Here is a 25,340-nt window from a genome sequence, read left to right as displayed (position 1 = left end):
TATCAAGCTGCCCGTATTTGATCTAATTTCATATGAAGTAGGTGTTAGACGTGACGGGTAACCTTGAACTAGACCGCACACACATAGTGGAATCAAAGACACACCGGAGACGGGCGCTAATGTTCTCCTTAATACCCGGGATGGGGCAGATATACAACAAACAGTACGGCAAAGGGGCACTTTTTTTCCTGTTCGGCGTCTCTTTTTTCATCGTATTTTATGATTTATTCAATATTGGCTTTTGGGGGCTGTTCACACTTGGTACAATGCTGCCTCGTGACAATTCTGTTTTCCTTTTAGCAAAAGGGATTATTGCGCTGTTAACAGCTGGTTTTGGTATCGGCTTTTACGTACTCATGATGCGTGATGCTTTTATGAACGGAAAGAAACGTGATCAAGGGATTCCGCTCCATTCCATCCGAGCTCAATATCATCAGCTGATCGACCAAGGCTTTCCTTACTTAATGAGCACTCCTGCTTTCTTTTTACTTCTATTCTCTGTTGTCTTTCCTATTATGTTCAGCTTTGCGCTTGCCTTTACGAACTACGATTTATACCACTCGCCTCCTGCCAATCTGATCGATTGGGTAGGGATCAAGAACTTTCAAAATATCTTTTCAATTGATATTTGGAGAGACACTTTCATTGATGTACTTGGCTGGACCGTTGTATGGACGTTGGCTGCTTCGACCCTTCAATGTGCTGTCGGCATCTTTCTAGCGGTTCTGCTCAATCAGAAGGATTTAAAAGGCAAACGGTTTTTTAGAACGATTTTGATTCTTCCTTGGGCGGTTCCGGGTTTTGTGACCATTTTGGTGTTTGCCGGACTGTTCAACGATACATTTGGAGCCATTAACAACACACTTTTTGCATCGATTGGAATTGATCCAAAACCATGGCTGACAGATCCATTTTGGAGCAAAATTGCCCTTATTGCGATGCAGACTTGGCTTGGATTTCCTTTTGTTTTCATTATGACAACCGGTGTTTTGCAAGCAATTCCAGAGGATCTATACGAAGCTGCGACCATTGATGGGGCAAACTTCTTTCAGAAATTCCGGTCCATCACGTTACCGCTTGTCCTTTATTCCATTGCGCCTATATTAATCACGCAATATACGTTTAACTTTAACAACTTTAATATCATCTACTTATTTAATGGCGGAGGACCGCCTGTCGCTGGCTCAACTGCTGGGGGAACGGACATCTTGGTTTCTTGGATTTACAAACTCACGATGCAGTCTTCTCAATATGCACTCGCTGCCGCTGTCACGATCTTACTTTCAATCTTTGTCATCGCCATTGCACTCTGGCAGTTTAAGAGAACGAATTCATTCAAAGAGGAGGACATGATGTGATATGGGATCAAAACAAAACAAGCTCATTCGCCTGAGCATCACTTATTTTATCCTTTTCATTGCCTCCATTTGTATTCTATATCCACTGCTTTGGACGATCGGTGCTTCCTTTAACCCTGGGAACAGCCTCATGAGTACAAGCATGTTTCCGAAGAATCCAACGTTCAGCCACTTCACCGAGCTGTTCTTTGGGCAGGGGGCACTTTATGCAAAATGGTATTGGAACTCAATGAAGATCAGTATTGCCACAATGGTTTTAACGCTGGTTCTTGTCAGTTTTACAGGCTATGCCTTTTCCAGATTCCGCTTCAAAGGACGAAAAAATGGGCTGATGCTCTTTTTGCTGCTGCAAATGATTCCTCAATTTTCAGCACTGATCGCGATTTTTGTTCTTGCTCAAATGCTTGGACTCATTAACAGCCACCTTGCCCTGATTTTGATTTATGCAGGTGGACAAATTCCAATGAATACGTATTTAATGAAAGGCTATCTTGATGCGATTCCAAAGGATCTCGATGAATCAGCCAGAATGGACGGCGCAGGGCATTTCCGGATTTTCATCCAAATTATTATGCCGCTCGCTAAGCCCATCTTAGCTGTTGTCGCAATCAACTCATTTACAGGTCCGCTGGGTGATTTCATCATCTCCAGTGTCATTGTCCGCTCACCCGAAATGTATACGCTCCCAATCGGTCTGTACAATCTTGTGTCAGACAAAATGGGTGCCAGCTACACGACCTTTGCAGCCGGGGCTTTACTCATTGCGATTCCAGTTGCTTTATTGTTCCTTGTTTTACAAAAACAATTTGTATCCGGCCTCACACAAGGCGGGACAAAAGGATAAGGGGAGATTTGATGAAGAAATGGTTGCTTGTCACTGTTGTCGTTTTCTTTCTAATGGGGTTAGGTATTCTGCCTGAAGCAAAGGCTGATACGATTTCGGTGAAACCGATCAATGGATTGCAAGGTGATTTCATCAAAGGAGCCGATATCTCGATGCTTGCAGAAGTGGAGAAAAGCGGCGGCAAATACTACAACCAGAACGGACAGCAGGTTGATCCGCTCAAGCTATTAAAGGATAAAGGCGTCAACTATGTGCGTATCAGACTGTGGAACCATCCATATGACAATCAAGGCCGTGCCTATAACGGCGGCACAAATGATCTCAACACAGCCATCGCTTTATCGAAACGTGCAAAAGCACAAAATATGAAAGTGCTGCTTGATTTTCACTACAGTGATTTCTGGACCGATCCCGGTAAACAGTTCAAACCGAAAGCTTGGATCAATCTCTCCCAAAGCGATTTAGAAAAAGCTGTTGGCACTTACACAAGCGATGTACTTAAAGCGATGAAAGCACAAAATGCCCTACCAAATATGGTACAGGTCGGGAATGAGTTGAACTCAGGTATGCTGTGGCCAAACGGAAAAAGCTGGGGTGAAGGCGGTGGTGAATTTGACCGGCTCGCTGCTCTGCTAAAAGTTGGCACAAATGCCGTCCGCTCTGTCGATTCAAACATCAAAATCATGCTTCACCTTGCACATGGCGGAGACAATGGTGCATCCCGCTGGTGGTTTGATGAAATCACAAAACGAGGCGTCTCCTTCGATACGATCGGTTTATCTTATTACCCGTATTGGGACGGCGGCTTTAGCGGTCTTACGTCCAATATGAATGATATTAGTGCCCGCTATAATAAAGACGTCATCGTGGTAGAAACTGCTTACGGCTTTACGACAGCAAACGGTGACAACCTAGATAACTCATTTAACCAAGACTCTGTGAATACAGCCGGCTATCCAGCCTCACCTCAAGGCCAGGCATCTTTTATACGAGATCTATCCGAAAAGATTTCACAAGTAAACAACAACCGCGGGAAGGGGTTCTTTTATTGGGAGCCGCTTTGGATTCCAGCGAAAGGTGCTCCGTGGTCTAGTCAATACGGGCTCGCTTATATCCAAACAACCGGGACTGTCGGAAATGCGTGGGAAAATCAAGCGATGTTTGATTTCAACGGAAAAGCACTGCCATCTCTTGATGTATTTAAACAAATGACACCGTAACTAAAAGGATAGGACGTGACAAAATGGGAAAGCGTTACCCACTCGTTCACCCAAATGTGAAAGGCTTTTTGCATGGTGGCGATTACAATCCAGATCAATGGCTCCATATGCCAGAGATCATAGACGAAGATTTTCGATTAATGAAGCTTGCACACTGTCAAACATTCTCCATCAACATTTTCGCATGGAGTAAGCTAGAGCCAGCAGAAGGTCAGTATGACTTTGCATGGCTGGATGACATCATGGACCGCTTGGCAGCGCAGGGGGCACACGCCATTCTCGCAACGCCAAGCGGAGCAAGACCTGCTTGGCTGTCACAAGCTTATCCTGAGGTTTTACGCGTCGAAGCGAATCGTCAGCGTAACTTACATGGACTGCGCCATAATCATTGCTTCACCTCTCCGGTTTATCGAGAAAAAACGAATACACTCAACCGGCTGCTTGCGGAACGCTACAAGGATCATCCAGCACTGATCATGTGGCACATTTCGAATGAGTACGGCGGCGAGTGTCATTGCGACCTGTGCCAGGAAGCATTTCGAGACTATTTGAAGAACAAATACAACCACGATCTTGAGGCTTTGAATCAAGCATGGTGGACGGGATTTTGGAGCCACACGTATAGCGATTGGTCACAAATCGAGTCACCTGCACCGCACGGGGAGCACATGATTCACGGCATGAACCTGGATTGGAAACGCTTTGTCACAGCACAAACGATCAATTTTTATCAAAATGAAATTGAGCCGCTGCGGGAATTAACACCTCATATCCCAGTCACCACGAACTTTATGGGCGACTACCCGCATATGCGTCCATTCCTTGGTCTGGATTATCATCAATTTGCAAAAGAGGTCGATGTGATCTCATGGGATAGCTATCCAGCTTGGCATAGCGGCAGAGAAACAACGGCCGAATTAGCATCAAACGTTGCCTTTGTACATGATTTGTATCGTTCCTTAAAGGACGGACAGCCGTTTCTCGTCATGGAGAGTACGCCGAGCCTTGTGAACTGGCATGAAGTGAACAAGGTCAAACATAAAGGCATGGCACACCTTTCTGCCATGCAGGCAGTTGCCCACGGATCAGACTCCGTGCTTTATTTCCAGTGGCGGCAAGGCCGAGGCGCCTCTGAGAAATTCCACGGTGCCGTTGTCGATCATTCTGGTCATGAACATACGCGCGTGTTCCAAGAAGTGGCTGATCTAGGGAAACAACTGGAGCAGCTGCAGCCAATTGCGGGCACGTCCGTTCAGCCAGAGGTCGCCATCATTTACGATTGGGAAAATCACTGGGCCATTGATGATGCGCAAGGCTTAAATAACACAAACAAACGCTATGTAGAGGCTTGTCAAACTCACTATCGAAGCTTTTGGAAAAAAGGCATCCCTGTTGACATTGTCGGGATGGAAAAGGATTTCTCATCCTATCGTGTGCTCATTGGGCCAATGCTCTACATGATCAAACCAGGCGTTGCAGAAAAAATTGAAGCCTTTGTCAAAGCGGGCGGCATTTTTATCGCGACATACTGGAGCGGCATAGTCGACGAAAATGATCTCTGTTTCCTCGGCGGTTTCCCTGGTCCTCTCCGCCATGTACTTGGCGTTTGGGCAGAGGAAATCAACACATTGATGCCAGATGAACATGTGTTAATGACCACAGGGAATGGACGCACCTATCATGTCGGACAATATTGCGAATCTATACATCCTGAAACGGCCTCTGTGTTAGGGCATTTTGAGAATGGCTGCTACGAAGGACAGCCGGCCCTGACTGTCCGTTCATTAGAAAAAGGGAAAGCATACTATATGGCCTCAGAAAATGAGCAGGGTTTCTATGATGAGTTTTACGAAGACCTTATCGCAGGTATTGGCATACAGCCCGTCCTATCCACTGCAATTCCAGAAGGAGTCAGTGTACAAAAACGAACAGACGGTACGCAGGACTATGTGTTTTTGATGAATTTCACAGAAGACCAGCAGAACATGTCACTAGATTCAGAGGCAAGCTATGAGAATATGCTGACTGGACAGCAAGTGCCTGAGCAGCTTCAACTTGATCCTTACGAGTATGTCATCTTGAAAAATCGTTGAAAGAAGCGTCCATTTATTGGGCGCTTTTTAATTTAATAAGTCTAAATACCCATATTAATTATTGTGAGCTTTAATCGTTATTTTTATCTAAATTTTTTTACAATATTTGATGCCGCGACACGACTGGTCTCTCCATCCTTTTTTACCATTGTATAGGTATGAAAGCGGTTGCTTAATACTCATAAATTTGATACCCTTTTTTTTCAATGTACTTGTGGGAATGCATTGGATGAAAAGTATAGACAAATGTAAACGTTTTATTTGTAGGGGGAGGGGCTTATGTTAACGTTTGTTGGATTGATGATTATTTTAACGATTGTTGTGCTGCTGATTTGGGGGAAAGCAAGTCCAATTGTTGCCATGGTCATGGTGCCTTTAATTGGGGCATTCATCGCAGGCTTTGGGATTAATGACATTCAATCATTCTTTGAAGAAGGGATTATCAAAGTACTGCCGGTGGCGACCATGTTCATCTTCGCCATTTTATTTTTTGGCATTTTACAAGATACAGGGTTCTTTGAACCTGTAATAAAAACGCTGATTAAACTGACAAAGGGAAATGTTGTCACGGTTGCGATGGGGACAGCTCTAATAGGAGTCATCGCTCATTTAGACGGAGCAGGAGCGACTACATTTTTATTAACTGTACCTGCACTACTTCCACTTTACAAAAAATTACATATGAGTCCGTACTTATTGCTGTTATTGATCGGGACAAGTGCTGGCTTAACGAATATGGTGCCGTGGGCTGGCCCCACAGGACGGGCAGCAAGTGTCCTTAATATGGACCCATCTGAACTTTGGGTGCCGCTCATTCCCATTCAGCTCATTGGGGTCGTTCTCGTATTAGGAATGGCATTTATTTTAGGAAAAAGAGAAGAAAAACGCATTCGGGTCAAAATCGCCGCAAATGAAATCGCTGCTGTTCAATTAGAAGGCGCAGATTGGGACCGGGCTATTCAATCCATTAGCGAGACAGGTGATGCCGCTTTAAAACGCTATCACTTGATTTGGGTGAATTTCATTCTGTTTATAGCTGTTGTTGTCCTTCTTGTGCTCAACGTGATTCCGGCTAGTTATATGTTTATGATTGGTCTTTCTCTCGCACTATTAATTAACTATCCGAAAGTGGATGTACAAATGGAGAGAATCAAGGCGCATGCACCTAGTGCACTCATGATGGCCGCTGTTATTTTCTCCGCAGGTTCGTTTCTAGGAATTCTCGAAGGAACGGGAATGCTAAAAGCTATCGCTGTGGACAGCATTCAGATTCTACCTGCTTTCCTGCTTCCATTTTTACATATCATTGTCGGGATGTTTGGGGTACCACTGGATATGCTGACAAGTACAGACGCTTATTATTATGCACTTCTGCCAATTGTCGAATCAATCACATCTGAGGTCGGCGTGACGGGCACTTCTGCGGCGTATGCCATGATGATCGGAAACATCATAGGAACCTTTGTCAGTCCTCTCGCTCCAGCCGTTTGGCTTGCGATCGGTCTTGCAGGAGTCGATATGGGGAAACATATTCGCTACTCTTTCTTCTGGATGTGGGGATTCAGTATTGTTTTATTGATCGTTGCCAAACTGATAGGCATTATTTAAATAAAAAAGACATGCGCACAGCGACGCATGTCTTTTTTCATTATGAAGGATATTCACTTGTGTGAATGTCTGAATTCGGCTTTCTAATAAGAGACATTAATCCAATGATAAACAATAGAACCATTGGAGCGAATGCAAGGCCAACTGTTCCAATTAAAAGAGTCACAGCAGAAACCAAGAAAAGAATACCTGAAAGCACGGCACGACGGTCAGTTTTCAAGAAAATCACACCTACAATCGACAGCACAGCCGCAATTGCGGAAACGACCATGAACTGAGTACCAAATGCATGAACAGAAGCCTGAAGCGTTTCAATCGGCAATGTTTCCCCTTCCTCTTTTAACACTTCATTGATTTCATCATAAAAAGATGGACCCACAGAAAGGATTAATGCCCCAAAGCCAACACCAATGGCATTGAGGACAATACTAATAATCCCCATAATTTTTTCACCTTTACGTTTAATCATGTGTAAACCTCCTAAAAAGTTAAATTAACCTGTTTTCACTTCTCGCTTTTGAAAGACGATTAAGGCAATGGCTAAGAAAATAGCCCAATAGATGACTAGGACGATTAGTGAGAATCCTAGGGACATACCTTCGATAACAGTAACCTGTTCCATAAAGTATTGGGATGGATCGTTTGCAAATAACAGATATTTTGACCAATCAAAGAAGAGCATTAAAATACCTGTGACTGATCCACCCACAATATACGCTAACACACTAATGGCAATGGAGATAGCCTCACTTCTAAACACTGTAGAAATGGCGAACGAAAGGGTTCCCAAAACGACAAACATTGCACAATGAGCGAGATAATAATAGACCATATTTGCAAACTGCGAACGTTCAATCACTTCACCATTTTGATACACCAAATTCACATAATCAGTGTTAAGTCCAAAGAAAATAGCACCCAATATGAATGACAAGATAAATAGCACCACAACAAGTAAAAGAGCATACAGCTGCACCGTAATATATTTAGATATTAGGATCTTTAGCCTTGATGGTGGACGAATCAATAATAATTTAATTGTACCATGCTTGTATTCAGCCGATACAATGGTGGAAGCAATAATGATCACAAACACACCGACTAGCTGAAGTAAATTGGCGTTTGTTTTCACATAGTCCCATACACTGTCGCTAAACTGATCAGCTGGCGGCAAGTTATGCTTGATTCGATAATCATTAATAGTGATCTCTTTTTCAAGCTCTCTTTTAAAGAAACCATTCTCTGTCTCTTTGAGCTCCTTCTTGTTTTCCTTATTCATCATTTCTAGCTGGGTTTTCCAATCACCTGAAGCTTGATCTCCGTCATTTGTTTTCACTGCAAAGATCAACGTGGCAACCATACCTAAAACAAGAAGCCCAACCATAATCCAAGTACCAACACGATAACTGATTTTCATCCACTCGTTTTGAATGAGGCGAATCATACGTCTGCCTCCTTTTTACCTGTTAAGCTTAAGAACTTATCTTCTAAGGTTTGTTTTTCAATTTTGATCTCGTACAAATGAATAGACGCGCTGCTCAAATGACGGATTAATTCTGGCATTTTTTGTTCTGGCATAGAGAAAAATAAGTACTGCTCCTCTTCTCTTACAGTGACGCCTTCCTCAAATGCATCAATGAGCTTCTGTGCTTCTTCAAGCTCCCCGGCTGCTACCTTCATTCGATAATTAACCAAATCATCCTGCTTCGTCTCAGCACGCTGATCCTCAATCGCAATCAGCTTTCCGGTTTGGATAATTGCAAAGCGATCACACATCAATTCCATCTCTGACATGAGGTGGCTTGAAACAATTACAGCCAGCCCTTCTTCCTTCGCAAGCCTTCTCAAGTAATCTCGTATCATTCGAATCCCCTCAGGATCAAGTCCATTGGTCGGCTCATCTAAGATTAGCAGTTTCGGTCTATGTATGAGTGCCTGCGCGATGCCCAATCGCTGTTTCATTCCTAATGAAAATGTACGCACACGTTTATGCTTCACATGCTGCAAGCTGACTAGCTCTAACAGCTCATCAATTCGCGCTTCATCCACTTTCCCATTCATTCTGGCAAAGTGAACCAGATTTTGTCTTGCTGTTAAATGATTATACATTTCTGGATTTTCAATAATCGCACCGACATGTTGGATGGCATGCTGATAGGATGTTTGAATACTATGGCCATTAATCAGAATGTCACCAGATGTAATGGGAGAAAGACCGACCATCATACGAATGGTTGTTGTTTTCCCTGCACCATTAGGTCCTAAGAAGCCAAAGACTTCGCCCGCTTGGACAGAAAAGCTCAAGTCTTGAACAATCTTTTTCCCGCTAATATGTCTAGATACATTATGCAGTTCTAAAACGTTCGTCACGTTACCTCTCCTTCTTTGTCTAAGTATCATCTATCATTCTATTTCCTGATAAACACCATGATCCGTCAAAAATAGAAGAACACTTCCATATGGTACAGCAATGCCCAAAAGTTGTGAAGGGGATTAGCCAAAATTTAGCGAATCATCTGCCTTTTTTAAGGTAGAGTTAAGAAAACTGCGGATTTTTATGTGAAAAGAGGCTTGATTTTTTAAAAAATGAACCTTTTTCAACAGGTATATATGTATGGAATTTTGTTTGAGATTATTCCTTTCACCTATAAATAAAGAAAAGAGGCCTCTTACAGCCTCTTTTCATACATTATATCTTCTTCACAAACTCTGATTTTAATTTCATTGCGCCGAAGCCAGGAATTTTACAATCAATGTTATGATCGCCTTCAACTAAACGAATGCCTTTGACCTTCGTTCCTATTTTTAAAACGGATGAAGAACCTTTTACTTTTAGGTCTTTAATGACAGAGACCGTGTCCCCATCACTTAACAGATTCCCATTCGCATCTTTGACCACAAGCTGTTCCTCTGCCGCTTGTTCTTGTTCAAGTGACCATTCATGCGCACACTCAGGACAAACCAGCAGACTGCCGTCCTCGTAAGTATAAGGTGAGCTGCACGAAGGACAATTCGGTAGATTAGACATTTTTGTTTCCTCCAACTTTCTACATCGTTTATAACAATTTTACCACATTTCGATAGAAAGGAATGTGATGGAAAAGGAAACATTTTTCATCGTTTACTTTTTTATTCCAATTTCTAACACAGCCGCGACATTCCGGGCTGTTCTTTCTACATGAAGAGCCGCATCTCGTATCGCCTCAGACAGAGAGGTAATACCTGGAACGATACTAAACAGTGCATCAATTCCATGATCGTGTACGACTCCACTGTCGTTTGCAAGAGAGCCTGCAATCCCAATCACAGGCAGATTATACTGCTTTGCTGCTTTGGCTACGCCGATTGGGGTTTTTCCGTAAATGGTCTGCCGGTCAATTCGGCCTTCTCCCGTAATGACAAGGTCTGCCTCCTTGATGACGTCATCAAAATGAACAGCCTTCAGCACAATATCGATTCCTCTTTGCAAATCAGCTTTTAAAAAGCCTAATAAACTCGCACCAAGCCCTCCCGCCGCTCCTGCCCCTGCTGCATCTCCAAAGGAGACATTGAACTGCTTTTCAGCTACTTGTGCAAAATGAGCCAGATTCTTGTCTAACACTTGAACCATTTCTTCATCTGCTCCCTTTTGAGGACCGAAAACAGCAGACGCTCCTCTCTCACCCGTTAAAGGATTTTCCACATCACAAGCCGCCTCCAGACGGACGGATTGCAGTCTTGGATCGAGTCCAGATAAATCAATTGAAGCTAACTGATGAAGTACCCCGCCGCCTGACGTCAGAGAATGTCCTGTTTTATCAAGGAAAGCTGCACCTAATCCTTGCATCATCCCAACACCGCCATCATTTGTTGCACTTCCGCCAAGCCCAATGATCACATGCTTCGCTCCTTTATCCAGCGCTGCAAGTATTAATTCTCCAGTTCCTCTGGATGTGGTCCATAATGGATTACGTTTTTCTCGCGGTACAAGATGTAAACCTGAGGCTGCAGCCATCTCTATGACAGCAGTCTGACCGTCTCCTAACATGCCAAAAAAGGCATTCACTGGCTCACCAAGCGGGCCCGTGACCACTTGATGAACAATGTGTCCGTCAGTCGCATCAACCAACGATTGAACGGTCCCCTCTCCTCCATCTGCCATTGGCAGTTTGATATACTCTGCGTTTGGCAAAATAGAACGAAATCCTCGTTCAATGGCACATGCTGTCTCATAAGCAGATAAACTTTCTTTAAATGAATCTGGTGCGATCACAATTTTCATCCTAAAGCCCCTCTTTTCTTATCATGTCCTCAGCCAAACAGCTGGAAAACGCCAAAAATAATGGTCGATACAACGGTTAACGTCAAACCGATTAACGATTCAAAAGGCATGAGCTTCAAACGCTCTTTAATATCCATTTGAACACTTCCTGCTGTTGCATGGAAAAAGCTCCCGTGCGGAATATGGTCAAGCACTGTTGCGCCAGCATGAATCATGGCTGCTCCTGAAAGAGCAGATACACCAAGCCCAATCAGTGTTCCGCTAAACACACCGCTCGCTACCGCCGTTCCTGCTGTTGTCGAAGCGGTCGCGGCTGACATAAATATCCCGGAAGTAGGCGCAAGTAAATATGGAGGTAAACCCGATGCATCCAGTGCCTGAATAAACACATCTTTTAAGGAAGAATTCGATACGATTCCTGCTAATGTACCTGTCCCTAATAACATGATCGCGACACCTGACATTTTATGAAGCCCCGACATCGCATAATCATTGAGAAATTTCCCTTTTTTCATGAAAAGAGCACCTACAATCCCTCCAATCGGTAAAGCGATCATTGGGTCTATATTGATTTGAAAAAGCGGCCTTAAAGCCAACAATAAAATGGTAACCAGCGGACCAGCCAGTGCTTGAAAAAAAGAAGGTATTTGAACTTTACATTGCCCAGTTTCCTCTTCAAGAACGGGTGTCCCTTTGTTTGCAAGCTTTTTAGCTAATACATATGTAACAGCCAACCCGAACACAGCTGGAATGACACCTGCTGCCATCATTGAAGTCAGAGGTACACCAAAAGCGTCTGAAGCGGCAATGGCATTCGGATTCGGTGACATGATATTTCCTGCCTTCCCGCCTCCAATCATAGCAAGGAGTATTCCCGTTTTTGAGAGCTTTGCGCGTTTGGCAATGGCAAGTGCGATGGGCGCTACCGTGATAACCGCAACATCTACAAAAACGCCCACTGTTGTTAAAATCATCGTTGCAAGAGCGAGTGCTAATAGTGCCCTCGCCTCACCAAGCCTTCTCACGATGGCCTCAGCGATAGATAACGCTGCACCTGATTCAATGAGAACACCAGCCAGTACACCTGCGGCCATAATTCTAAGGACAGCCGGAATCATGTCCTTAGCACCTTCCATCATAACGTTGACGGTCTGAACAATGTCTACCCCGCCAACCAATCCGCCTATGAATGCACCAGCCAGCATGCCATAAGCAGGTGATACTTTTTTTAGAATGAGAACAATCGCGATCACAAGCGCCGCCATGGCTCCCAGAGTACTTACCGTCACATCTCCACCCATTCTCAATCCCCCTAAAAATATCTTTCTCCAATTGTAAGCGTTTACCCTAAGGGATTGTGTTGTGAATCTGGATGAATTTTTTTAACTGACCACTCTTCCGAATTGTGCATTTGCACAATCAAGATAGTTGAGTCATTAGCTGCGCCATATAAAGCTCGATTAACTGTTTTACATGACGAGGGTCTTTTCCGGTCAATCCTTGAATTTTGTCTAAACGATAACGCAATGTATTCCGATGAATAAATAAACGATCAACAATTCTTTGCAAATCACCGCCCTCTTCAATGTAAACCCTTAATGTATGGGCGAGCTCTGCTTCTTGTGTCAAAGGCTTGTAAAAGTCAGTCCATCGACTGTTCTTTTCAGCAATTCCCACCTTCATGAATAAGCTTTCCAGCTGATACGATTCAAAGAAATACATACTTTCTTCCGGATCAAGAGCCTTCCCTAACCTCAGGGCTTCTCTCGCATGCTGAAAAGAAATTGGCAGCTGGCTGATGTCTTCAGCGACAGTCCCTATCCCCACTAACACTTGGCTTCCTACTGCTCTTTGCATTGTTTTTTGCAGATGACCTGCCGCCTGCTTTACTCGATGTTCAGGTATGGGCTGACTTAAAAGAATCAATTCATGACAAAAGGTCATGCCAAGTAAATCATCCGCATTCTTATCATATTGAATCGCATGCATCAATTTATGAACAGCATCCTCTGAGGATGGAACTGGCTGAAAAACAATAGCCATTCGGCGCTTGTCTAAATCCATCCCCAGCCAAGCAGCTCGATTTTTCAGCTGATGATCCCCAACATCAGAATATGAAATCAACTGATTGACAATTTCACTCTCTATTCGATGACGCCATTGAACCCGCTCAAGCAGAAAAGATTGCTCTAACACCAGTTCAGCTGCCATCTTCACCAGCTCGGCATGATGCCGAATGTCCTCTGGTTCACCAGTAATTCCAATCACACCAACTACTTGTTCATGGAAGCAGATAGGCAAGTTAATCCCAGGTTTCACCCCTTCTAAGCGCAAAGAGGTCTCCTGGTCAATTTCCACACTGTTCCCGCTTGTCAGTACAAGCCGTGCACCATCATGTTTCTGGCCAATCCTGTTTCGTTCACCAGAACCAATAATGACACCATCTGCATTCATCACATTGATGTTTTTATGTAAAATATGCATCGTACGTTCAACCATTTCTTGAGCCAATTCACTGGTCAAAAATTGCATTTGTCATCTCCCCTGAAGGTTTTTTTCATTCAATGTATCATAGTGTCTTTGAACAATAAATGCAAAGTGTTTAAAAACCAGCCATTGACAAAGACACCCTGAAAAGTGTTTAATCAAATCAAAGGACCGACCGACAGTCTAGTTAAAAGAAAGGACGGCTTTATGAGAACCGTTAAACATCCTGAGGAACGTAAAAATGACATATTAAACGCAGCCGAAGCGCTTTTTTCAACCAAAGGCTATCAGAAAACAACGATTATTGACATATTAAAAGCCGTTGGCATTGCAAAAGGCACCTTTTATTACTACTTTGCATCCAAAGAAGAAGTAATGGATGCCATTATTGACAGGATCATCAAAGAAGATATCATCGTAGCAAAGCGTATTGCAGCTGAGCCAGACCTTCCAGTCGTTGACAAACTATTTCGTATCATCATGGCGCAATCACCTCAGCAAGGAAGCCATAAACAGGGCATGATCGATCAGTTCCATCAGCCTTCTAATGCAGAAATGCATCAAAAAAGCTTAATCAAAGCCATTAAAGAACTATCACCAGTGTTGGCAGATGTCATTCAGCAAGGTGTAGAGGAAGGGACATTCAAAACGAAGTATCCGCAAGAGACGGTTGAATTTCTCCTTGCTTCTGCACAGGTCATATTTGATGAAGGCCTTTTTCGATGGACAGCCGAAGAAAGTATACAACGCGCTTTAGCTTTTATTGATATACTCGAATCCTCATTGCATGCAGAAAAGGGGAGCTTTTCATTCCTGCTGAAGCGATTATCTGGAGAGCTGGATGGAAATAATCAGTGATTGGTCACTTCAATACCAATCCTGCATATATTGTAGACTGACGGTCGGTCTAAAAGGAGAGTGATATTCATGTCTTTGTTATCCAAAAGAGGGTCATCCCACTTTATCTACCTCGTTCTCGGACAGATTATTTCCGTTTTCGGATCTTCTCTCATTCGGTTTGTTCTATCTTTACACGTACTGGATATGACGCATCGAGTTGATTTATATGCCTTACTTTTCGCTTTATCCAATATCCCGCTCCTTCTCTCCCCGTTAGCTGGTGCAATCGCTGACCGGTTTAACAGAAGGAACTTAATGATTTTATTTGATGTCCTCACCGGCATGATGATTCTTGCCTTTTATTTTTGGTTATTTTCGGGAAATGATTCACTCTATATGATCGGAGCTGTCATGATACTGCTTGGCGTGATGAGTACGTTCTATGCTCCCGCTGTCATGTCCAGCATTCCACAGCTAGTGAAACAAGAGCAATTAGAACAAGCAAACGGCATTGTCAATGGCGTTCAGGCACTTTCAGGTGTTCTCGCACCTATTATCGGAGGAGTTCTATACGGAATGATTGGAAGCCAATCCATCATCGGTGCAAGTGCCATCGTATTTTTTCTATCAGCCTGCATGCTTTTAAGGTTAAACATTTCCTTCTCCCCTAGTCCGCTGACAGAGTCTATGGGCAAAGTGCTCATAAAAGATATGAAACAAGGATTTTCTTATATTGGCAGCCAGCCATTTTTAAAAAAAGCCATGCTGCTTGCTGCAATGTTAAATTTCATCCTTACACCATTTTTTATTGTTGGGGGTCCAATCATTTTAAGGGTCACAATGAAGAGCAGTGACATCATGTATGGAATAGGCATGGGCTTGATTGAGTTCGCTGTCATCGCAGGGGCTCTGCTAGTTGGACTTGTAGCGAAGCATTGGCGCATTCCTACTTTATATCGCTGGCTTCTTGTCATCGCAGTCATCTTGCTGCCTGTGGCATTCTCAACATCCAAAACAGCTCTTCAATTTGGTACTTATCCAGCTTATTTTCTCTTTTTAGCAGGATGTCTTCCAATTGCTATGCTGCTAACTATGATCTCAATCGTTGTGATTTCACATGTTCAAAAGAAAACACCAAATCATCAATTAGGAAAAGTGATGGCCAATCTGACAATGGTTTCTCAATGTGCTGCTCCGCTTGGCCAAATGATGTATGGATTTTTGTTCAATACGTTTTCAGCCACCATGTATGTGACTGTGCTCATCGTCAGTACTTTCATGTTTGCACTAGCCTGCTTAACAAAAAATATGCTTCAGCATGAAGGAGAAGCAGCCTCATGAGATTAGCGTTTATAAAGAAAGACTTAACCCGACACCGTCTCATTTCAATCGGCTTAACCATTTGCATCATGATGACTTCATTTCTCGCATCAAGTGCAGCTCAAATGATCGTACAGCTGAATGGTTCCATTTCTAACCTGCTCCATTCTGCCAAAGCGCCAGACTTTGTCCAAATGCATGACGGCGACCTAAATGAAAAAGACATTAAAGCATTTTCAAGCAAGCAATCCATGGTAAAAGCCCATCAAATCGTCCCAATGATACCAATTGAACATGCAAACATCAGGTTCGGACATGAGCCTGCCAAAGCAGGTGTGATGGATCATTTATTTGTGAAGCAAAATCGCAACTTTGATTTTCTTCTAAATGAACAAAACGAAAAGTTCACTGTCAATAAAGGTGAAGTGGCTGTCCCAATTTATTTTCAACAAAAGTATCAGCTCAACATAGGTGAAACGTTACTGATTGAGAAAGGAGCTAATCAATTCCCCTTTCGCATCAAAGCGTTCTTGCGAGATGCACAAATGAACCCCAGTCTTGTCAGTTCAAAAAGATTTCTTCTTCATAACGAGGATTGGGATGCAATAAATCAAGTGTTTCATCACAAAGAGTACTTAATCGAATTTTTACTACATGATGCCTCGCAGACAGATACCTTTCAAGCAATCTATCAATCATCACAGCTGCCACAACAAGGTCCAGCTGTCACACTACCTTTACTGCGTATGCTGAATGCATTGACAGATGGAATGGTCATTGCCATTCTCCTGCTTGTTTGCCTGCTGCTCATCAGTATAGCCCTTCTCTCTCTCCATCTTGCTATGACGGCTTCTATAGAAGAGGATGAACGTGAAATTGGCATACTGAAGGTGCTTGGGATCCCTTTAACAAGAATCAAGCAATTATACGTTGGTAAGTATGCCGCGCTTGCTTGTGCAGGGTGTATAGCAGGATATGTGTTAACGCTTATATTTGGTGATATGTTTACAACCAATATTCACCGTTACATGGGGAATCAGCCTTCTTTTGCTCATTGGTTAATCCCGCTTTTTGTTTCTATTGCGACGGCAATGATCGTCATCTCTTGCAGCTATGCTGTCCTAAGAAAGTTTGGTCAAATATCGGCTGCTCAAGCACTTCAAGGCGTTATCAATTCACCGAATCATAAGAAAAAAATACCTATGCACCTCAAGAAAAGCAGGTTCATACCAATCAATATTTGGCTTGGTTTAAAAGATCTGATATCACGAAAGAAGTTGTACACAACGATTTCTTGTATTATTGCACTCTGTACATTTTTAATGCTCATGCCTATTCAGCTATGGCATACCTTACAATCACCGGATTTCATCACATACCTTGGCTCTGGTAAAAGTGACCTTCGAATGGATATACGCCAAGGAAATCATCTAGCGAAAAATACAAACGAAATAGAATCAATGATTCGTCAAGATCAGAGCATACAAACAGCAGCCATCTATAAAACTACTTCTCTTCAGGTGAAATCAAAGGAGAACACATTAGAAACGCTCTACTTAGAAACAGGTGAGCTCTCAGCATTTCCCCTCAACTATTTAAAAGGGCGGCAGCCTTTAAAGAATGAAGAAATTGCCTTATCCGTATTAAATGCAGATTCACTTCAGAAAAAGATAGGAGAAAGAATCACTCTCGTAAATAATAGGCATGAAATCCAAAGAACGGTGACAGGTATTTATCAGGACGTAACCAATGGGGGCAAAACAGCAAAAGCAATATCACAGCCATTTCCTCAACCAGCTCTTTGGCAAACCATTCAAATCCAACTAAAGCCAGGAGTAAATATTGCAGAGAAAAAGACAATATATGAAAAAAAGGTATCTCCTGCAAAAGTGACAGATATGAAAGAATACGTTCATCAAACGATCGGCAGCACAGCAGCTATTGTAAAAATCATTGCATTTTTTGCTGCATTAGCTGCCTTTGGAACCGCCAGCTTAATGCTATTCATGTTTCTGCACATGTTAAAGGCGAAAGATTCGAGCCGAAACCACATGCTAAGAACAATTGGATTTTCTATAACAGATATAACAGCACAATATATATCGAGTTTTATCGTTGTTCTGTGTTTTGGCGCCTTTATTGGAACAATCGCGGTGAGTACCATTGGTCCTGCTTTGATGAGTATAGGTGGAGCAACATTAGGGGCATCGAGCCTCCAGTGGCTGTCACCGCAATGGGTGTCAGTTGTGTACCCCGTTACACTAGTTATTGTCAATTTAGCTTTGACCACCTGGTTATTGAAGACGTTTTTTTCTAGTCAAACGACAAGGCATACACTTTTATAAGGAGATGTTTCACATGGAACACTTGATTGAAACGCAGCAATTGTCATTGCATATCGATTCATTAAAAGGACAGAAACAAACGATTCTTAAGAATATTCATTTATCGATAAAGCGTGGGGAATTCGTGACCATTATGGGACCTTCTGGATGTGGGAAAACATCCTTACTTTATCAGCTGAGCGGCATAGAAACAACTTCAACAGGAGAGATCAAATATAAAGGCCAATCACTATCAGAAATGACAGACAAACAGTTAAGTGCTCTGCGCTTAACAGAGATGGGGTTTGTTTTTCAGCACAGCCATCTACTAAAAAATCTTAATCTATTTGACAACATCATTGCTGCAGCTTATTTAGGAAAGAAAAAGACAAGACCAGAATTGAATGAACGAGCTCAATATTTAATGGAAAAACTTGATATTGATCATTTGGCAAATAGATATTTGACAGAAGTATCGGGAGGACAGCTTCAAAGAGCCGCTATCTGCCGAGCGCTCATGAATGAACCAGACATACTTTTTGCTGATGAACCAACAGGGGCTCTTAATTCCAGTACAACGAAGGAAGTGATGAATATTTTTTCAAGAGTACACGCTGAAGGAGCAACACTGCTGCTTGTCACACATGACCCTAAGGTGGCTCTTCGTTCTGAAAAAATCATGTTTATGAATGACGGAGAAATTGCAGACAGTTTACAATTAGGTAGATATGACCATTCAACTGCCGAGAAACGAGAAATGAGATTAAATCAATGGCTGCAAGATTTAGGTTTTTAATTTGAGTAAAAACAGGCAGGAAACTGCCTGTTCTACTTTTTCTGGCACTCAAACGAGTAATCCATAGACAAACTATTTGTTTCTAAGATGATTTTGCCGCCAGCTTGTTGACAAGATTCTGTCAGCAACTCAATTTCTTTGCTATAAAAGTATCTCTTTGACATATAAACAGTCACTAAAACAAGTAACAGAGTCGCGATAATGACTGTGATTTGTCTATTTAAACTTTGAAATCTTTTTTTCAGTTCAACATCCTTTCTAAAAGGTCGGAGTTTGTGTTTAATACTTACTTTTGTCGTCATCTACCAGTTTCTTATCTCATGATCTAGCAACATCATACATGATTTTCTTTCCTAGATCGACCTTCCATTTTTCCTCTGAAATAGTTAAAACTGCTTTATTCCAAATATACGAGTGATATTTTCGTTCATTATCATAAAATCCATTGTATATATCCCTTTTTTAGATTTCCAAAAAGAGATTTTATTCATTTGTGCTAACAAGCAATCACCCTTACAATATCGTACATCACATGACCTTAGGTCCTTTTTATTACCTCTTGTCAATCACTTCGCAGAAACGATTATATTTTACCAAAAATTGTGATATCGTTTTTTATGAAACAGGTGAAAGGATCTTAAAGAGGTGAAATTTCCATGGCTATCATTTCTGCTGAACAGGTGGGGAATCGTTTAAATGATTGGAGAATTGCAATTCGCAAGCATGATGTACACAGTGCAAAAGCAATGTATACAGAATTAAAAGAATTACTTCAAAAAATGGAAGAAAATCAGGAAGTTTTGACCTATTACTCATTGCTAGAAGGCAAGTATAAGCTCATGTTATATGAACGGAGAGGTACAAAACTGAAGGAACAGCCAGAGCCAGATTGCCCCTCTAAAACAAACGACTTAATTGAATACTACTTTTACCTATACAAAGCCCTTTACGCTTCATATAAAAGAGACTATGCATCAGCCATTGGACTGTTTAAAATTGCCGAGAAAAAACTACAACACATTCCTGATGAAATAGAAGTAGCAGAATTTCATACGAAAATCGCTAACTTATATATGCTGCTTCGTCAAAGCCTGATTTCTCTACACTATATTCAGAATGCTATTGATATTTTCAAAAGTCATGAAGGATATGAGAGAAGACTAGCTGCAGCCTTTGTCATCGCCGCTGCTAATTATATGGACATTGGTGACTTTATAAGAGCAGAAGACTACTACAAAAAAGCATTACACATCGCAGACAGTCTCAACGATCATTTTCTAACATCACAGCTTTATCATAATATCAGCATTTTGTACGCCGAAGCTGGCGAAGCCAAAAAATGTATTGATGCCCTAGAAAAGGCTCTTAGTGATGAAGACTACCTCTCTTCGTGTTACTTTCATCACTCCATGTACATGTTAATGAAAGAGCTGCTTTCTATCGATGAAAGGACACAAGCTCTCTATTACTTCGAATTGGTGAACCAAAAACATGAATCAGAGAAATGCCCCATCTATACAGCAAAAATGAATTTGCTTTACCATCTATACTTCACTGAAGATATGGCTCAAAAAGCTCAAGCCTGTTTCGATGAAATCAGCATTCTTAAAAAATTAAAAGATGCTGAAGGAGTCTGTGAATTAAGTGCATTAGCTGCAAAACACTTTGAAGAGCTGGGAGCAATTCATCAAGCCTATCTCTTTTTAAAGGAAGCTGATCGCATGAAACATCCTATCATTGACTGGGGGAATTCTAATGAAAAAAATGAGTTTATTGATCATCACTTTGACCATCGTTGTTTTAGGACAAACAGGGGCTTTCAATACATTAAATGATGGCAATCCTGGTACAACAGAACGCCCTATCGGAACTTAATATAACATTGGTCATACAAAGAACCACTCGCCTCATCAAGGCAAGTGGTTCCACATTTATTTTAGTTGCTGATAACATATGAGGCGGTGTATATGTACCGCAATATAAGTAAGCTCATCATTAGGAATGACGATATTATGCACCTGTTTAATATAGTCTTTGATTTTAAAAGCAACATCCATCGCTTGAGGATATAAGTGTGCAATTTGTTCAAATAACTCATTTTCTTGATCTGATAATAATTTATCAGCATAAAATCTTTCTACGAAGAATTTCACATGTGTAATGAACCGGCTGTAATGAATATTCTCTTGATCCATTTCCATATTCAACGTGTAGCGCACAAGATTGACAATACTTCCGATCATCTTGGCGTATTTCATACCATCTTTCGACTCGGACTCTTCACCTAATGCATTAATTAAGTGAAAGGCGATATTGGCAGCTTCTTCTTTTGGTAATTGTATGCCAAATGTGTCATTGACTAACTCAAGTGCGTAATTTCCTACTTCAAATTCTTCTGTATAGTAATTTTTGATTTCCCAATACACGCGATTCGTAATATTAATATTCTTTTTATGACGTTCCACTGCAAAATTCAAATGATCCATTAAGGTAAAATAAATACCTGAATTTAAATTTGAGTTTAAACGTTTTTCTGCATATTGGACGATGTGTTGAGTTAAATCGATAAATTCCTGAGGCATTGAATCTAACAGTTGAAGAAATTCTTTTGCTCTCATGTTATCGACTGACATAAAGACTTGGTCCGCTTTTTTCTCTTCTATCATTTGACCTGGTTTCTGTCCATAGCCAATTCCTCGGCCGAACAAAACCATCTCCTGTTGGTTCTGATCTTCAGCCAGGACCACGCTCGAGTTTAAAACTTTTTTGATTTTAAACATCGTCATCACCTGTTTTCATGATTGTGGTGTTCAATCAAGCGATTCACCATTTGTCTCAATGACTTTTTTGTACCAATAAAATGAGTCTTTTCGAGATCGTTTTAATGTCCCGTTCCCGTCATCATCTTGATCTACATGAATGAAGCCATAGCGTTTTGACATTTGTGATGTACCTGCACTAATAATATCAATTGAGCCCCAGCTCGTATATCCGAAGAGATCGACGCCTTCTTCAATGGCTTCTCTCATTTGACGGAAATGTTCCTTAAAATAGTTAATACGATAGTCGTCATGAATTGAGCCATCACTTTCAACTACATCCTTTGCACCCATGCCGTTCTCGACAATGATAAGAGGTTTTTGATAGCGATCATACAATTCGATCAAAGAAATTTTCAGACCAACCGGATCAATTTGCCAGCCCCAGTCAGTTGAAGGAAGATAAGGGTTTTTGACTCCACGAATGGTATTTCCTTCTGTCTCTTCTAATCCTTCTTGGGCTGATTCCGTTAAAGACATATAGTAGCTGAATGAGATAAAATCTACTGTGTTTTCCTTTAAAATGGTTAGATCATCTGCTTCCATTTGAATATGAATATCTTTTCTCTCAAGCATGCGCTTGATCAGCGGTGGATACTCGCCAAATACCTGAACATCTGCATAGAAATAGTTTTCTAAGTTTTGTTTCAAAGCTTGTTCCACATCATTCGGGTGGCACGTATGCGGATACGTTGTCAATTTTGTCAGCATACATCCTACCTGGCTGCCTGGGATGATACGATGGCAATCTGCTGTTACAAGAGCAGATGCAATAAATTGATGATGAAGTGCTTGGTACACCGTCTCTTCCACTTTTCCTTCTGGACAGCGATCAGGAATAATTCCCGCTGTAATGAAAGAGTGGCGGTGAATACTATCAATTTCATTAAAAGTGAGCCAATATTTCACATCATCTTTATAACGTTCGAAACAAACATTGGCGAACTTCACAAAGAGGTCGATTACTTTTCTTTCAACCCAGCCGTTATATTTCACACTAAGGGCTAATGGCATTTCATAATGAGAGAGTGTCACGATCGGTTCTATGTTGTGTTTTTTCATTTCTGCAAATACACGATCATAAAATTGCAGCCCTTTTTCATTCGGTTCCGCTTCTTCTCCAGTAGGGAAGATACGACTCCATGCAATAGAAATGCGAAGTGTTTGAAATCCCATTTCAGCAAAGAGAGCCAAATCCTCTTTATAGTGATGATAGAAATCAACACCTCTGCGCTTTGGGTATTTTTTATCGTCTGGGTCTTTCATCGCACGATCTATATTTTCAGTGGTAACAGCAAGATGACCTTCATAATCTTCTACACTCAAGTTGGAACGGTACATTGCAATATCTGCAACAGACGGTCCCTTTCCATCTATATTCCAGGCGCCTTCTGCCTGGTTAGCAGCAATGGCGCCGCCCCATAAAAATCCTTTTGGAAAACCTTTGATTTTTTTCATATGATTATCCTCCTAATTGTGTAACAACCATCAATGTATCTTGACGATTGACCTCTTGTAATGGCTGTACCTTAATATCATATTGATCTGTATTTGTGACTACAGCAAGAGTTACTGGATCATACCCTGCTTCCATGATTTTTTCTAGATCAAATTCAATCAATAAATCACCCGCTTGAACACGCTCTCCAGCCTGCACCTTTGGATGGAAATACTGACCTTCCAACTGAACGGTGTCAATGCCGATGTGGAATAATACTTCAACTCCATGGTCCGTCTTCATACCAAGTGCATGGTTTGTTTCGAACAGTAAGGTTACCTCTCCATCTAGTGGTGCATAAAGTGCTCCCTTTGAAGGTACAATGGCAATTCCTTCTCCCATGACCTTTGAAGAGAAAATATCATCTTTCACTTCAGATAGAGAGATCATTTGACCAATCACAGGGCTTTTGAATGTTTCTCCTGCTCCAATTTTTTCAGCAAACCCAGCTTGGTCCTTTGTCTTTTCTTCTACAGTTCGATCTTTACCTAATACAAAAGCAGCGATAAAGGCGACAATAAACGAAATGACCGCTCCAATGATAGCAAACATCAAATTTCGCGGGAGCTCATCTGATATAAACATCGACATGCTTGCTAATCCAGGGCCAACAAGCACAAAGGCTTGTATACCAACTAAACCAATGAAAATCCCGCCAACAAACGAACCCATCATAACACTTCCAAGGACTCGCTTATTTTGCAGTGTCACACCATACAGCGCCGGCTCTGTGATGCCAAAAAATGCTGATATTCCTGCCGAAATGGCTGTTGATCTGAGTACCTTGTCTTTTGTTCGAAGTGCGACAGCAAAACAAGCTCCACTTTCCGCAATATTATGCGCAAGTGATGCTGGTAAATAAAGTGCTTCTTTCCCTAGGTTCCCCATCGTTGTGACTGCATAAGGGACCATTGCTTTGTGCATGCCTGATGCCACCATGAACGGGAGAACCGCTGCTAAAATGGCGACAGCTACCCAGCCTACCGTATTAAACATCGCAAGAATAATAGATGAAAAACCTTGCCCTGCTGTAAAACCAATCGGCCCTAACAGAAGTAGCGTAACTGGTACAGTAATGACCAATGACATCATCGGAACGAAGAAAATCCGAATTGGTTTTGGTGAAAACCGCGTAAAGAATTTTTCCATTTGCGCGTAAAGCAATACAGAAAGGATTGCCGGAAACACTTGATACGCATAAGCTATATTTTTTACATCGAATGAAAGTAATTGCGCACCTTCTGTAAGCATCGCCGTCATGTTCGGCAGAAGGAGCGCACCGACTGCTGATAGTGCGACCAGCGGGTTTACTTTTAGTTTATTCGCCGTCGTTACAGCAACTAGTAAAGGCAGAAAGTAAAGTGGTGCGTCACCTACCATGTTCAGTATTTGATAGGTTTGTCCCTTTGCATCCATCCAGCCTAATAAAGAGAAAAGGAGAAGAAATGATTTTAAAATTCCTCCGCCTGCGATAGCTGGTACAAGCGGCTGGAAGACACCTACAATGAAATCTAACAGAACTGTGCCTGCTTTTCTTTTTTCTTTTGGCTGATTGGAAGGCACGTCTTGGCCTGATGAGCTGCTGCCTATTAAACTTGTTACCTTTTGATACACTTCAATGACGTCATTCCCAATGACTACTTGGCATTGTCCTGACATTCTGACAGCTATAACACCTGGTGTTTTTTCTAGTGCTGATACATCTGCTTTTTTCTGATCGATTAGTGTGAAGCGAAGTCTTGTTGAACAATGCTCAAGGTGCGCAATGTTTTCTTTGCCGCCTACATGCTGTAAAACGTCTTTGGCAACTTGTGTGTAATTCATTTTTCCTCCCCCTTTTCTCATACACGAGACCTATATTTTGGCAATAAA

Annotated in this window: 20 protein-coding genes; 10 read left to right on the top strand and 10 right to left on the bottom strand. The window is 41.8% G+C overall.

Features of this window, described 5'->3' with window-relative positions; all coding sequences use genetic code 11:
• Nucleotides 1-119 precede the first annotated feature (119 nt).
• The 5 genes from ASE42_RS01315 (at nt 120) to ASE42_RS01295 (ending at nt 7,123) form a co-directional block, all read left to right on the top strand.
• On the top strand, nt 120-1,358 hold the full coding sequence (locus ASE42_RS01315; RefSeq protein WP_056765307.1) for a carbohydrate ABC transporter permease: 1,239 nt from the start codon (nt 120-122) through the stop codon (nt 1,356-1,358).
• A 1-nt stretch (nt 1,359) separates the two neighbouring features.
• Nucleotides 1,360-2,202: a sugar ABC transporter permease gene (locus tag ASE42_RS01310; protein ID WP_024423962.1), complete on the top strand. Its 843-nt coding sequence runs from the start codon at nt 1,360-1,362 to the stop codon at nt 2,200-2,202.
• An 11-nt stretch (nt 2,203-2,213) separates the two neighbouring features.
• Nucleotides 2,214-3,422, top strand: a complete 1,209-nt coding sequence (locus ASE42_RS01305) for an arabinogalactan endo-beta-1,4-galactanase (protein ID WP_056765304.1) — start codon at nt 2,214-2,216, stop codon at nt 3,420-3,422.
• Between the two features lie 23 nt (nt 3,423-3,445).
• Nucleotides 3,446-5,515 carry a beta-galactosidase gene (locus tag ASE42_RS01300; protein WP_056765301.1) on the top strand — a complete coding sequence of 690 codons (2,070 nt, stop codon included), beginning with the start codon at nt 3,446-3,448 and terminating at the stop codon, nt 5,513-5,515.
• 279 nt (nt 5,516-5,794) lie between these two features.
• Nucleotides 5,795-7,123 carry a CitMHS family transporter gene (locus ASE42_RS01295; protein WP_056765296.1) on the top strand — a complete coding sequence of 443 codons (1,329 nt, stop codon included), beginning with the start codon at nt 5,795-5,797 and terminating at the stop codon, nt 7,121-7,123.
• A gap of 40 nt (nt 7,124-7,163) precedes the next feature.
• Here ASE42_RS01295 and ASE42_RS01290 read toward each other — a convergent pair whose 3' ends face one another.
• The 7 genes from ASE42_RS01290 to ASE42_RS01260 form a co-directional block, all read right to left on the bottom strand.
• The gene (locus ASE42_RS01290; RefSeq protein ID WP_024427571.1) at nt 7,164-7,592 is read right to left on the bottom strand and encodes a DUF4064 domain-containing protein; all 429 of its coding nucleotides are present in this window, start codon (nt 7,590-7,592) and stop codon (nt 7,164-7,166) included.
• A 24-nt stretch (nt 7,593-7,616) separates the two neighbouring features.
• Nucleotides 7,617-8,567, bottom strand: a complete 951-nt coding sequence (locus tag ASE42_RS01285; protein ID WP_056765292.1) for an ABC transporter permease — start codon at nt 8,565-8,567, stop codon at nt 7,617-7,619.
• A complete protein-coding gene (locus ASE42_RS01280) occupies nt 8,564-9,493 on the bottom strand; it encodes an ABC transporter ATP-binding protein (protein WP_025093740.1) in 930 nt (309 codons plus the stop codon). Before ASE42_RS01280 ends, ASE42_RS01285 begins: the two co-directional genes overlap by 4 nt.
• A 319-nt stretch (nt 9,494-9,812) precedes the next feature.
• Nucleotides 9,813-10,151, bottom strand: coding sequence for a zinc ribbon domain-containing protein YjdM (locus tag ASE42_RS01275; protein ID WP_056765288.1), 339 nt, complete (start codon nt 10,149-10,151; stop codon nt 9,813-9,815).
• 93 nt (nt 10,152-10,244) lie between these two features.
• Complete coding sequence (locus tag ASE42_RS01270) at nt 10,245-11,384, bottom strand: glycerate kinase (RefSeq protein ID WP_056765286.1); 1,140 nt, start codon at nt 11,382-11,384, stop codon at nt 10,245-10,247.
• Nucleotides 11,385-11,413: 29 nt separating this feature from the next.
• Complete coding sequence (locus tag ASE42_RS01265) at nt 11,414-12,685, bottom strand: GntP family permease (protein WP_056765283.1); 1,272 nt, start codon at nt 12,683-12,685, stop codon at nt 11,414-11,416.
• Nucleotides 12,686-12,803: 118 nt separating this feature from the next.
• Nucleotides 12,804-13,916, bottom strand: a complete 1,113-nt coding sequence (locus ASE42_RS01260; protein ID WP_024427577.1) for a CdaR family transcriptional regulator — start codon at nt 13,914-13,916, stop codon at nt 12,804-12,806.
• Between the two features lie 162 nt (nt 13,917-14,078).
• Here ASE42_RS01260 and ASE42_RS01255 point away from each other — a divergent pair, with 162 nt between their 5' ends.
• From ASE42_RS01255 to ASE42_RS01230, 5 genes are all read left to right on the top strand, one after another.
• Entirely contained in the window at nt 14,079-14,729 is a 651-nt protein-coding gene (locus ASE42_RS01255) for a TetR/AcrR family transcriptional regulator (protein ID WP_056765281.1), read from the top strand.
• 69 nt (nt 14,730-14,798) lie between these two features.
• The gene (locus tag ASE42_RS01250) at nt 14,799-16,052 is read left to right on the top strand and encodes an MFS transporter (RefSeq protein WP_056765278.1); all 1,254 of its coding nucleotides are present in this window, start codon (nt 14,799-14,801) and stop codon (nt 16,050-16,052) included.
• A complete protein-coding gene (locus ASE42_RS01245) occupies nt 16,049-18,376 on the top strand; it encodes an FtsX-like permease family protein (RefSeq protein WP_056765274.1) in 2,328 nt (775 codons plus the stop codon). The genes ASE42_RS01250 and ASE42_RS01245 overlap by 4 nt, the downstream gene beginning before the upstream one ends.
• Nucleotides 18,377-18,389: 13 nt before the next feature.
• The gene (locus ASE42_RS01240; RefSeq protein WP_056765270.1) at nt 18,390-19,151 is read left to right on the top strand and encodes an ABC transporter ATP-binding protein; all 762 of its coding nucleotides are present in this window, start codon (nt 18,390-18,392) and stop codon (nt 19,149-19,151) included.
• 656 nt (nt 19,152-19,807) lie between these two features.
• Nucleotides 19,808-20,986, top strand: coding sequence for a Rap family tetratricopeptide repeat protein (locus ASE42_RS01230; RefSeq protein ID WP_056765265.1), 1,179 nt, complete (start codon nt 19,808-19,810; stop codon nt 20,984-20,986).
• Between the two features lie 96 nt (nt 20,987-21,082).
• Here ASE42_RS01230 and ASE42_RS01225 read toward each other — a convergent pair whose 3' ends face one another.
• The 3 genes from ASE42_RS01225 to ASE42_RS01215 are packed head-to-tail and all read right to left on the bottom strand — an operon-like array spanning nt 21,083 to nt 25,292.
• Complete coding sequence (locus ASE42_RS01225; protein ID WP_056765262.1) at nt 21,083-21,931, bottom strand: PRD domain-containing protein; 849 nt, start codon at nt 21,929-21,931, stop codon at nt 21,083-21,085.
• Nucleotides 21,932-21,961: 30 nt separating this feature from the next.
• The gene (locus tag ASE42_RS01220) at nt 21,962-23,428 is read right to left on the bottom strand and encodes a glycoside hydrolase family 1 protein (protein ID WP_024423979.1); all 1,467 of its coding nucleotides are present in this window, start codon (nt 23,426-23,428) and stop codon (nt 21,962-21,964) included.
• 4 nt (nt 23,429-23,432) lie between these two features.
• The gene (locus ASE42_RS01215) at nt 23,433-25,292 is read right to left on the bottom strand and encodes a beta-glucoside-specific PTS transporter subunit IIABC (protein WP_056765258.1); all 1,860 of its coding nucleotides are present in this window, start codon (nt 25,290-25,292) and stop codon (nt 23,433-23,435) included.
• Nucleotides 25,293-25,340 lie beyond the last annotated feature (48 nt).

The sequence above is a fragment of the Bacillus sp. Root920 genome (assembly GCF_001429445.1).
GTDB classification, from domain to species: domain Bacteria; phylum Bacillota; class Bacilli; order Bacillales; family Bacillaceae; genus Bacillus; species Bacillus safensis.
The sequence above is the reverse complement of the archived record's forward strand: the minus strand, read 5'-3'. Positions and strand labels throughout refer to the sequence as shown.

Bases quoted from the DNA above. Each gene is read 5' to 3' on its own strand.
- ASE42_RS01305 (WP_056765304.1), top strand. From the start codon at position 2,214: ATGAAGAAATGGTTGCTTGTCACTGTTGTCGTTTTCTTTCTAATGGGG.
- ASE42_RS01250 (WP_056765278.1), top strand. From the start codon at position 14,799: ATGTCTTTGTTATCCAAAAGAGGGTCATCCCACTTTATCTACCTCGTT.
- ASE42_RS01265 (WP_056765283.1), bottom strand. From the start codon at position 12,685: ATGGGTGGAGATGTGACGGTAAGTACTCTGGGAGCCATGGCGGCGCTT.
- ASE42_RS01315 (WP_056765307.1), top strand. From the start codon at position 120: ATGTTCTCCTTAATACCCGGGATGGGGCAGATATACAACAAACAGTAC.
- ASE42_RS01230 (WP_056765265.1), top strand. From the start codon at position 19,808: ATGGCTATCATTTCTGCTGAACAGGTGGGGAATCGTTTAAATGATTGG.
- ASE42_RS01220 (WP_024423979.1), bottom strand. From the start codon at position 23,428: ATGAAAAAAATCAAAGGTTTTCCAAAAGGATTTTTATGGGGCGGCGCC.
- ASE42_RS01290 (WP_024427571.1), bottom strand. From the start codon at position 7,592: ATGATTAAACGTAAAGGTGAAAAAATTATGGGGATTATTAGTATTGTC.
- ASE42_RS01295 (WP_056765296.1), top strand. From the start codon at position 5,795: ATGTTAACGTTTGTTGGATTGATGATTATTTTAACGATTGTTGTGCTG.
- ASE42_RS01245 (WP_056765274.1), top strand. From the start codon at position 16,049: ATGAGATTAGCGTTTATAAAGAAAGACTTAACCCGACACCGTCTCATT.
- ASE42_RS01260 (WP_024427577.1), bottom strand. From the start codon at position 13,916: ATGCAATTTTTGACCAGTGAATTGGCTCAAGAAATGGTTGAACGTACG.
- ASE42_RS01270 (WP_056765286.1), bottom strand. From the start codon at position 11,384: ATGAAAATTGTGATCGCACCAGATTCATTTAAAGAAAGTTTATCTGCT.
- ASE42_RS01300 (WP_056765301.1), top strand. From the start codon at position 3,446: ATGGGAAAGCGTTACCCACTCGTTCACCCAAATGTGAAAGGCTTTTTG.
- ASE42_RS01310 (WP_024423962.1), top strand. From the start codon at position 1,360: ATGGGATCAAAACAAAACAAGCTCATTCGCCTGAGCATCACTTATTTT.
- ASE42_RS01240 (WP_056765270.1), top strand. From the start codon at position 18,390: ATGGAACACTTGATTGAAACGCAGCAATTGTCATTGCATATCGATTCA.
- ASE42_RS01215 (WP_056765258.1), bottom strand. From the start codon at position 25,292: ATGAATTACACACAAGTTGCCAAAGACGTTTTACAGCATGTAGGCGGC.
- ASE42_RS01275 (WP_056765288.1), bottom strand. From the start codon at position 10,151: ATGTCTAATCTACCGAATTGTCCTTCGTGCAGCTCACCTTATACTTAC.
- ASE42_RS01285 (WP_056765292.1), bottom strand. From the start codon at position 8,567: ATGATTCGCCTCATTCAAAACGAGTGGATGAAAATCAGTTATCGTGTT.
- ASE42_RS01225 (WP_056765262.1), bottom strand. From the start codon at position 21,931: ATGTTTAAAATCAAAAAAGTTTTAAACTCGAGCGTGGTCCTGGCTGAA.
- ASE42_RS01255 (WP_056765281.1), top strand. From the start codon at position 14,079: ATGAGAACCGTTAAACATCCTGAGGAACGTAAAAATGACATATTAAAC.